This is a genomic window from Aneurinibacillus aneurinilyticus ATCC 12856, from assembly GCF_000466385.1.
GTDB classification, from domain to species: Bacteria; Bacillota; Bacilli; order Aneurinibacillales; family Aneurinibacillaceae; genus Aneurinibacillus; species Aneurinibacillus aneurinilyticus.
On sequence record NZ_KE952915.1, the window covers coordinates 1 to 9,922 of the forward strand.

7 protein-coding genes are annotated in these 9,922 nt (G+C 38.6%); all 7 read right to left on the bottom strand.

The features are described 5' to 3' along the window. Positions 1 to 173: 173 nt before the first annotated feature. Complete coding sequence (gene ytaF / locus HMPREF0083_RS24680; RefSeq protein ID WP_021624687.1) at positions 174 to 815, bottom strand: sporulation membrane protein YtaF; 642 nt, start codon at positions 813 to 815, stop codon at positions 174 to 176. Between the two features lie 115 nt (positions 816 to 930). Then, positions 931 to 1,164 (bottom strand): soluble NSF attachment family protein, encoded by a 234-nt coding sequence (locus HMPREF0083_RS24685; RefSeq protein WP_021624688.1) that lies wholly within the window; start codon positions 1,162 to 1,164, stop codon positions 931 to 933. Further along, a complete protein-coding gene (locus HMPREF0083_RS29575; protein ID WP_021624689.1) occupies positions 1,154 to 1,678 on the bottom strand; it encodes a hypothetical protein in 525 nt (174 codons plus the stop codon). The genes HMPREF0083_RS24685 and HMPREF0083_RS29575 overlap by 11 nt, the downstream gene beginning before the upstream one ends. 12 nt (positions 1,679 to 1,690) lie before the next feature. Then, a complete protein-coding gene (locus HMPREF0083_RS24700; protein WP_040304991.1) occupies positions 1,691 to 6,409 on the bottom strand; it encodes a cation-translocating P-type ATPase in 4,719 nt (1,572 codons plus the stop codon). Between the two features lie 38 nt (positions 6,410 to 6,447). Beyond that, positions 6,448 to 6,816 (bottom strand): hypothetical protein, encoded by a 369-nt coding sequence (locus HMPREF0083_RS24705; RefSeq protein ID WP_051354797.1) that lies wholly within the window; start codon positions 6,814 to 6,816, stop codon positions 6,448 to 6,450. A 1,786-nt stretch (positions 6,817 to 8,602) separates the two neighbouring features. Then, entirely contained in the window at positions 8,603 to 8,887 is a 285-nt protein-coding gene (locus tag HMPREF0083_RS24710) for a DUF4183 domain-containing protein (protein ID WP_021624696.1), read from the bottom strand. Positions 8,888 to 9,215: 328 nt separating this feature from the next. Next, positions 9,216 to 9,506, bottom strand: a complete 291-nt coding sequence (locus HMPREF0083_RS30285) for a DUF4183 domain-containing protein (protein WP_081696177.1) — start codon at positions 9,504 to 9,506, stop codon at positions 9,216 to 9,218. Positions 9,507 to 9,922: the final 416 nt, after the last annotated feature.

Here is a 9,922-nt window from a genome sequence, read left to right on the forward strand (position 1 = left end):
TCCACCTTATGGATAATCAACAGGCGTGATATAAGACCATTTTAATATGAATATACTTTAAAAACTAGAAATCCGATTTAACCTTTATGGAGGTCAAATCGGATTTTTTCTGTCTCATCTATATTTCAGCCTGTTAGTTTACACAACATGACTCGGTTTGATCGAAAACCGGATCAATCAAAGAATGCGGCAAATGCAATGAACAATAGTAAAGCTCCGCTTATAAGTGTACCAAACTGTCCCACAGTAAACTTACCAATTCGAATATGGGCTATTTTTCTTCCTAAAGCTACTCCCCCCCAAACTGTTACGAAACTACCAATTGAAGCCGCTACGCATATTGCTATAGGCGGCAAACCAAGCAAGCCAGCTCCTAAGCCATTGGTTAGTGCATTTGCTGAAAGACCAATCCCGAGAAGAATGGATTCTATAAATCCAATACTTCCGGATTTTCCAAAGGCATTCGTTAGGTCTTTTATTTTGCTCTTAACATCTGTATGTGTCGCAACTACTTCATATTCGACTTCTTCTACAGAAACTTCTTGTTTACGAGGGATCGCTAATAAAATGATCCGAAGGCCAATAACTACTAATAAAAAGGAGCCGATAACAACAGGCATTATTCCAGGTAGAATCTTAGATAGCCATAGCCCGAAGTATATTCCTACCACACTAAAGAGAAAACAAATAACCGAAATAATCAAATTGGATAAGTGACTAATACGAATGCCACGTATCCCATAAGAAATGCCTACACCTAAATTATCAATACTTGAAGAGATTGTAAGAGCTAGCACCATTATCCACGCTGTCATTTTCAATCACCCTCTCACATTTTTCAACTCCGTATTGAGAACATTGATTTGCCGAATAAAATGAACCTTTCATCAGTGGAAGATACAGACTACACTCTGATAGCAGTTTCGTTTTTTAAAAGCGCGGCAGAGAAAACCATTTCATTAAATTCATTCGATTGGCCTTTCCCTTTTCACGAACAGAGCGAAAGATCTCACCTGTGAAAGTTCCCATTTTACTAGAAATCTCCTTTTGAATCGTTTTATCTTGGGAAGCCATTTTTACACTTAGGTCCAATGCCTGTTCAAAATGTTCCAGCGCTTTTTCTAAATGATAATCAACATCATTTTCAATAATTTTAGGAATCACTTTTTATTTCCTCCTTATTGTTAAACTCTTGTACATGAATGGTTTCCTCTTTACTTATTGCCTCTTGCTCATTCGTTATCTTCTCAGTACTCGATACTTCCTGTTCACTAATACTCTCCTGCTCTATATCGAGAGGCTCCTTATCAAATTGCTTTTGCATTCTGACTTCTTCCTTGATAGTTTCAAAGGTTGATTTAACACTTTTTACCCCTGCATCAACGAGGGGATGGAGTGTACTGTTTGCCTTAGGAACTAAAGCGATAGTTGCGCTTTTTCCTTTCGTCTGATCAATTTCTATATCGCTCTCGGCAAGCTCTTTATCAAATTGTTTTTGCATTCTTTCTAGTTTAGCTTCAGCAACAATATCCTCCATTTCCTCCTTGATTGTTTCCAATGTAGATTTGGCTTCCCTTATTCCCGTCGCCACAAGGGGACGAAGTGTATTTCTAACTACAGGCAGTAAAGCGACGGTTGCTAATGCTAAAGTAGATCCTATAATAATTCTTCGAATCATTTTCTTACCCCTTTATACTGTTTTTAGTAATGCAGATTCATTGATTACTGGATATACAGAACCGGTCATTTTACGAGAGATTAGATTAATAATAGGTTTTGAAAGCTTAGATACCGACCCGGCTACAAGAATGATAGGTATCCACTGTGTGAATGTTAATGGAACTGTATGGAATACACGCGCTAAAGGTGGAACATATATGGCCGATAATAAGACTAGCCAAGAGGTTCCTAATGCTGTGACAAAAAAGCGATCTTTCGTCCAATCACGAACGGTTTCTTCTGATCCTTCCTGTCTCCAAGAGAAAGTCTGCATGAGTTGACCTGCAACTAAAGCAGCGAAAGCTGATGTCTGAGCCACAGCAAGAGGAGCCCCACCTGCTAAACTCACGGCAAACAAACCTAGTGAACCCGCCCCAAGCAGCACACCACGTGTAACAACTTTTTTATACAATTCCTTATCGACAATATCTTGTTGTTTTGTTTGCTTTGTTTTATTCCCAGGATTGACAGCCAAAATCATGGCAGGTAAGGCATCAGTTATAAGATTCATCAACAAAATTTGAATCGGAACCAATGGGATCGGCAATCCGGCTATAACTGCTACACTAGTAACGAGAACTTCCGCTAAATTACCTGTTAATAAGCATCCAATTGCTTTACGGATGTTGCCGATGATCGTTCTGCCTTCTTTTACACCTTCTACAATAGAACCAATATGGTCTTCTTTTAAGATCATATCGGCTGCTTCTTTCGTCACTTCTGTTCCTGTCTGACCCATAGCAATACCGACATTTGATTTTTTAATAGCCGGAGTATCATTTACGCCATCCCCAGTCATCACAACAATTTGCCCGCAATCTTGAAAGGCGGTTACAATTCGCAATTTGTGAGCAGGGGTAACACGAGCAAAAACAGAGGTATCCTTTACTACTTCTTTTAACTCTTCATCGGTTAAGTGATCGATTTCCCCTCCTGTCAAAACTTTCCCCTGTCCATTCCAAATCCCTATCTGTTTAGCGATAGAAATAGCAGTAATTGGGTGGTCCCCCGTAATCATCACTGGTTTCACACCTAATTCATTGGCTTCACGAATACTTTTCTCCACATCGGGTTTTGGCGGATCGATCATTCCTACTAATCCAACAAAAATTAAATCGTCTTCATTTACTTCATTTTGTTCCGAATGGTTCTGACTGTATGCAAATCCTAATACCCTCAGTGCACTTTTAGCAAACTCCTCGTTTTGCTGTAAAATAATTTGTTTTTCCTTATCGGATAATGGGTAAATCTTGCCGTTCTCTTGATACCATTTACAACGACTGAGAATAGCCTCTACAGAACCTTTGGAAAGCCGATAATAATCTTGATCTAAATTCGAATCTTTACAAACTACACTCATAATTTTAGTCTCCGAATCAAACGGTTCCTCATGGCAGCGTTCCCAATAGGCCATATCTTCTTGCCACAATCCCATTTTGGCAGCCAAACTTAGTAAAGATCCTTCTGTCGGATCACCTTTAACGATCCACTTGCCCTCTTGTTGTTCTAATTTACTATTATTACAGAGAACACCAATCTGAAGGATACGTGCTAATTCGGGATTTTCTAACGGGTTATTTACATTCTTATCAGAATCGCTATCCTCAATTCCTGTATCTAGCGTTGCCGCCACTTCAAGAGAGGACCTCTCAGCAATGGTTCCAATTGGTTCATATCCATTCCCTGTTACGCTCCATAGACGATTGGCTGTAGCAACGACCTTTACCGTCATTTCGTTTTTGGTGAGGGTTCCGGTTTTATCTGAACAAATCACCGTTGTTCTACCAAGCGTTTCTAAGCTTGAAAGTCTACGAACGAGTGCATTTTGCTTTTGCATACGAAAAATACCAGCACTTAAGGCAATCGTAATCATAATAGGAAGACCTTCAGGTACGGCTGAAGCCGTAAGCGTAATTGAAGTCGCGATCATTTGGGTAATTGGCAGGCCCCGAAGTACACCGGCCAATAGTACGAGTCCGCCTGCTGCTAAAGCTCCCTTAATAAACGTTTTACTAATGGAAGTCACTTTTTGCTGCAAAGGTGTGGCCTCCATTTCTTCACCTTTCATCAAGGAAATCATGTACCCCATTTCTGTGCGCATTCCTGTTGTTACTACAAGGCCAATAGCTTTTCCACGGGTCACAGAAGTACCCATAAAGAGCATATTTTTCCGCTCTGCTAATGGACAATCTTGCTCAAGGGCATGGGGGTTCTTTTCAACAGGCAGGGATTCACCTGTTAACGTCGCTTCGTTAACTTCTAAGTTCCAAGAACGAATGAGGCGAAGATCAGCAGGTACTCGATCCCCGGCTTCGATACAAACGATATCGCCTGGAACAAGTTCTGTACTCGATATTTCTACTTCCTTTTCCTCTCGTATCACTTTACAAATAGGAGAGCGGAATTGGTTTAGTGCCTCCACAACTTTTTCGGCTTTACGTTCCTGGAGTGTACCTATTACAGCATTCCCAACGAGAATTGTTCCCATCGCTAATCCATCGAACAAACCGCCAGAAAAAACAGATAACACGGCTGCGCCAAGCAGAATAAGTGACGTGAACTCTTTAAATTGCCCCGTGAACGATACAAACCAAGGTATAGACTGTTTAGGCTCAATCTGATTAGGTCCGTATTGGTTTCTTAGCATTTTTACTTGACTCTTATTTAATCCTGCTTGTTCATGAACTTTAAATAGACTCATAACTTTTTCCCGGGTCATTGTGTGCCATGGGATGTTCTCCATTTTGGTAGAAATATCTTTAGAGGGCACATCAGGCTTCATTAATCGAGAGTCATTCCTCTTCGACATTTCCTTGGGTGAAAAAAGTTTTTCACTAATTCTCATAGTTCTGGATAACAATGTTAATGAAAATGCATTTGCCATTAAGGCAATAACAGGTGCCGTGAAAACAGACCATACGGCTAAGAGCCCCCCGATAAAATTCCACGTCTTAGTCATGCGAAAATGTTGATGCACCAATCCATTTATTCGATTGGCATATTCCGTAGATCGACAGATATCTGTTACATTATTAAAAGAAACGGTCGGAACTTGGAAGGGAAGTGTATCACTGATTTGATCGTTATTTCTCGATACAAATAAAACTTCCTCTCCCTGTGATCGTATAGCATTTACACGTTTTGGTGCGTAATCATAAAGCCAGCTTCCATCCACGCCGCTGCTTGCAAGTGTCTCACTACTAATATTTAAGCTATTTCGCAAGACACCTACCTTCCACTTATTTTCTGATAGCCAATCAGCTATTTGTGCAAATTCAGAAGTAAAGTCTACTCCCGGCCCAATCAATAGCCCTAGGCACTTCTTATTCTTAGCGACGAATTGCACAGTGAAGCCTTTCTTTTCCAATCTCTTTGCTTCAAGATGGTACTCATCGGTATTCACACCATTTTGCTGAACAAACTCTTTGCTTCCGAAGAAAAACTTGAAACCTTGAATTTTACCCTTAATGCCTTGTTCTGCTACTTCAACACCAAAAGCATTCCGCAAAGTTCGGCCTGTTTGACCTGCCTTCTTAATCACTTCTTCTTTCCATGTATGGGCACTTTTCTTCATAAGTGAAGCAACTGTACACCATACTTGATCTTCGCTCCCTTGGTTGGAGATACAGCGTATCCCTTTTGTTTCTGCTTTGAAAATACTAGATGTATCATCAAATAAAATTGTTTTTGTGCGGGATAATTGGGATAATGACCCGCCATTTGGAATGAGATAGCCTCTTTCCTTTGATATGAGATTTGCTTGACCCCACGCATATTCGGCAGACGTAATAGCTGGTCGCGGATTAGCTGCCAAAAGGACAGCCATTCCATGTAGAGGATTTCTGGTTAAGGCCCATGTTGCTCCTCCAAGAATCATCCCCCATTTTGATTGCTTTTCACTATACGACTTAATTTCTGGTGAAAGTTGCTGCTCTTTGTAATCAGCATTTATTTCATTTATGTTTGTCTGACTTCGTTTCCAATTCAGATAGTTTAATAGGCTAAGCCCGGCCAACACAACGACATTCTCCCGAACTAGGGCAAGAGCCAGTGTACTTACACCAAGCAATAAATCAGGATTCAATTTTTTGTTGGCAACCAATTGCCGAAAACCGCGCTTAAGAAAGGGGTATCCTGTCAAAACTGACACACATCCTGATAAATAAAAGAGACTAGGGCTTCTTGCTAAAGTCGATCTACCCATGAACAGTTGTTTGATACCCAAAGCACTTAATCCAACGACAGAGAGTGCCAAGGGAATAGGTACCCGCTCTTTTGATGCCTTATCATCAATCTCTTTAAGAGTAATTTGGGGATGCATGGGAATTTCTCCGTTAATCATACCAGATAAATTATTATATAATTCCCCCTCTTCAGTCATTTTTGCTGTGACGTCTATTTCATTTTTAACTTCTTCATTGGTATGAACAGTCATTCCGTCCGTAACTTGTTCCTCGATAGACTGAATGATTCGGCAAATTTTATGTAGAGAAATTTTGTTGTCATCATAAGTAATGAGCGCTCTTCCTGTGCCTGTAGAGGTACTCACCTTATAAATTCCTTCTACCTGTCTAAACCGATCCACGATCAAATTTGCCATGTTCTCATTATGTTTAAGTCTATGGATCTCTATTCGGATTCTTCCTGGTAGGAGCCGAATAAATCTAGTTTTGAATGGAATTGTCTGCATCATGATTCCCCTTATAGTAGATTAAAGAAATAAATCTATTAATCTTTTGTTTTGTAATGGGAACTTCCGGAAGAACTTTCATAATCTATTTCTTGCTCAGAAGGAGGGGTGTTTACATCAGAAACATATTTATTTTGAAACTTAGTAATAGTATCTTGAACAGTTTCTACGATACCTAAAATAGGCACAGTCATTTTGACAGCAGCTTTACGTACGGCTCCTCGAGCTCTTGGTAATTGTTCCTTCAATTCAGAAGTTGCATCCCAGACCCCCTCTTCTTTACCTGGAAAGGCCGATATTGTTTTCACAGCCATTTTACGGATACCTGCTCTTGCTTTAGGTGATGCAATAAGAATTGCTGTAACACCAATTACAATACCGATTGGAGATCTCATAAATCGAAACATAATCATTTCTCCCTACATGAATATTTTTTGGTTTTCGGAACTGACACTTGATATGAAAATCCACCAAATCCTTTTTCCATCCCCCCTAAATATAAAAAATTTGTGATAACGAATACGCAATTTCATTGACGTTTTATCAACATTTTATTTTGTTATTGTCAATTTTATGTTATTTTTTTTCAATTTCCTTAATAAAAACAGACACAGTTGTTGATCGGTCTAAATATAATATAAAAAACTGTAAGGAAGTGTTTATTATGAGGTTAATCAAATGGGGCTCCTTTATTACGCCTAAATTCACGAAGGCTTTGATTAATTTTGTTGTAGCACTCTTGGGGGATATTGTTATTCTTTTGCTTCAAAATTATCTAGCAGAAAAATTTGTAGCTCTTATTAAGTTCAAAACTAATGAAATAAATGTGTAAATCAAATGAGGACTTGCTTATGTTATTAAAAGCTCTGCTAACGAAAAAAGAAATACTACGTTCGCGTGTATTTTTTAGACGATTATGCCTAGGTTTTCGTTGTTTTTTACCGCTTCCGGGTTTCCTTATAACAAAAAAGAGAGAAACCCTGATATCTCAAGCGTTTTCTCTCTCCTAAAAATCAGTTATCTTTATCCTCCCTGAATAGTAATTGCGGAATAATACAGAAAAAAGGATAAGATAGTATTAAATATGTCTAAGGAAACCGGGAATTTGTAAAAAGAAAAGGAAAAAAATAACCACAATAAAATGAGTATGTGGTCAAAATTATGGTCAGTGGGCAAACGAAAACCGGCCATAATCGCCGAACTTTTTCAACTCACTCATTTCCTATTTGTCGGTATAATCACCAATAAATCCCTAACTGAGAAATACCTCGTTGCTTCCCGCTTGAAACAGTATGCTCGAATCCTTTCCTCCCTTTACTGACAGTAACCATATCTTTCGTTTCCTTAATTCCTCATTTTGGTTTAAATTACCCTTGAACCAAGTAACCATTCACGAAATGAACTTAATATGCCTGCAATTATAGCCTCTCCTTTTCTTGGACAGGAAAAAGGGGAGAGGCTCGGTTAGAAATAAAGGAGTAAAGTTTATTTAACTTCTTTATTTATTTTGGATTTTAACATTATATTTATTCGCCTTTTAATGGTATTGCACCATAATTATTTTTCTGCATAATGATAATGGCAGATAATGTCTTTTGATAAAATACACAAAGGGGCCATAAGCCCCTTTGTGTTTTGCAGAAGACACTCTGATTTTTACTTCCTTGATTATTTTATGCCTTCATAGGGAAGGAAGTGCTTTTCCTTACTACAATTTTTTTATTATAGTGTTATCCCTTTATGGATTCTAACCATTCGACATAACACTCCTTACATAACAACTCATTGACTTCTTCGTTCTCTTTATAAAGAGTAATGCGATGTATGTTTTCCATTGGATATCCACAGTAATGACACATATCCATTTACTTTTCCTCCTGTATACCAAAGATGTAAACAGCAATATCGTTCCCTTATACTTTAAAAAAGTTGTTGTTTTTTTAGGCACCATTTTTTGTCTTTCAAAACAAACAATAAAAAAACCCTCCCCATTAAGGAAGGATAGAAGGAGAAAAAACTTACATTGCGATTATTTCCCACAAAGGAGCGCTTTAGACCCGAACTTTAAATTTTCCATAAATGAATTCATTCGTTTCACCTTCTTTATTGGAGATTAGCTCGAGAAAGTACTCCCTGTAGCTCTTGAATATGTTGCTTAGATGCTTGTACAATACTACGGCAAATAAGCTTTGATTAAGTGACAATAAACTCAACGATAATAGGAGTTGCTGGATCAAGTGTGTCACCATTAGGAATTGTTATCGCAGTCGTAGTAACACTTGAAGTATCAGCTGTTTGAACCATAGCGTTAATGTAGAGATCGTAATATGCAAATGAAGCAGGAAAAGCCGTAGCAGCCGCGCCAGTATCATTAGTGAAAGCCGTAGCAGCAATCGAAAATGTGGCACCTGTACCTGTTCCAGCTCCTACTGTGGAAACAAACCTTCTCCCAGCTATAAAGGGTTTAATAATAGCCATGCCTATTCACTCCTTTCCTTTTTACAATTACGGATTTTTTGAAGAAACCCCTAAGAGGAAACTCCTTTCCGTTACTACAATCTATTCTCTCTACTCTACCTCGTGAACGGCAAATGACTTGGTATAAACATGCAATTTACAAGTTGAACATTTAACAACTTAGTTTATGGGGATTTTTCTTCTTATTCCCTAAGCTAATATTTACTGAATCATTGATAGAGCATATACAAGATTTAACAAGTAAATGCCCTCTATAAATTTAGGTTAAATACAACACATTCATCAAAAATAAGAAAAAGGAATATCCCTTAGTTGTGTTACACCATTTTTAAAGAAGCACTTGAGCAGAAAGCTTAACGATTTCAAGGATAATAGGTTCACCCGCAAAAATAGTGCTGCCATTTGGATTAATAGCTAGAGCGATGGGATTAACGCTATATACGCTGCCTTCTTGTAATATTCCATTAATATAAAGATTACTGTAGCTACTTTGTCCGAAGTTTGTAAACTCACTTGCTGGTACTCCACTATCATCGGTAAATTCAGTAGCCGGAATGACTACAGGGACCTGAATATCTGTAGCTACGGTATAAAAATATCTTTGAACCGTAGGTATAATCGTTACTGAACCTACTGATCCCGGTGGTCCTTGGGGGCCAGGTGGTTGAAAGGATGAGACTCGGAAAAAAGAAGAGGGTGGATGCGCCCACCGCCCCTCCTGCTTTTCTTACCTCCCACCACAAAAATGTGTCGATTTATCAAATCAGATGTATATACATTTTTCAATCTATTCTTTAGAAGTTTGTCCTTGAAACGGCACGCACCTACTAGAATTACAATCTTAGAGATTTTACATTTATTAATATACCCAGACACTACGCCAACACCAATACCGGTATAGCTAATAAGGTCCAGCCCTAAATCCCATAGACCTTGAGGAACGACAATCCCTCAACTGATACAACAATCCGCTAAAACCAGCCTATAGGAACGGGTCTTTTAATCGCTCTTTCATTAGCTGTTCACCTTCTTCAT

What these genes read in the sequence shown, in the direction of transcription:
- ytaF (WP_021624687.1), bottom strand. Translation starts at nt 815, where the DNA reads ATGACAGCGTGGATAATGGTGCTAGCTCTTACAATCTCTTCAAGTATT.
- HMPREF0083_RS29575 (WP_021624689.1), bottom strand. Translation starts at nt 1,678, where the DNA reads ATGATTCGAAGAATTATTATAGGATCTACTTTAGCATTAGCAACCGTC.
- HMPREF0083_RS24700 (WP_040304991.1), bottom strand. Translation starts at nt 6,409, where the DNA reads ATGCAGACAATTCCATTCAAAACTAGATTTATTCGGCTCCTACCAGGA.
- HMPREF0083_RS24705 (WP_051354797.1), bottom strand. Translation starts at nt 6,816, where the DNA reads ATGTTTCGATTTATGAGATCTCCAATCGGTATTGTAATTGGTGTTACA.
- HMPREF0083_RS24710 (WP_021624696.1), bottom strand. Translation starts at nt 8,887, where the DNA reads ATGGCTATTATTAAACCCTTTATAGCTGGGAGAAGGTTTGTTTCCACA.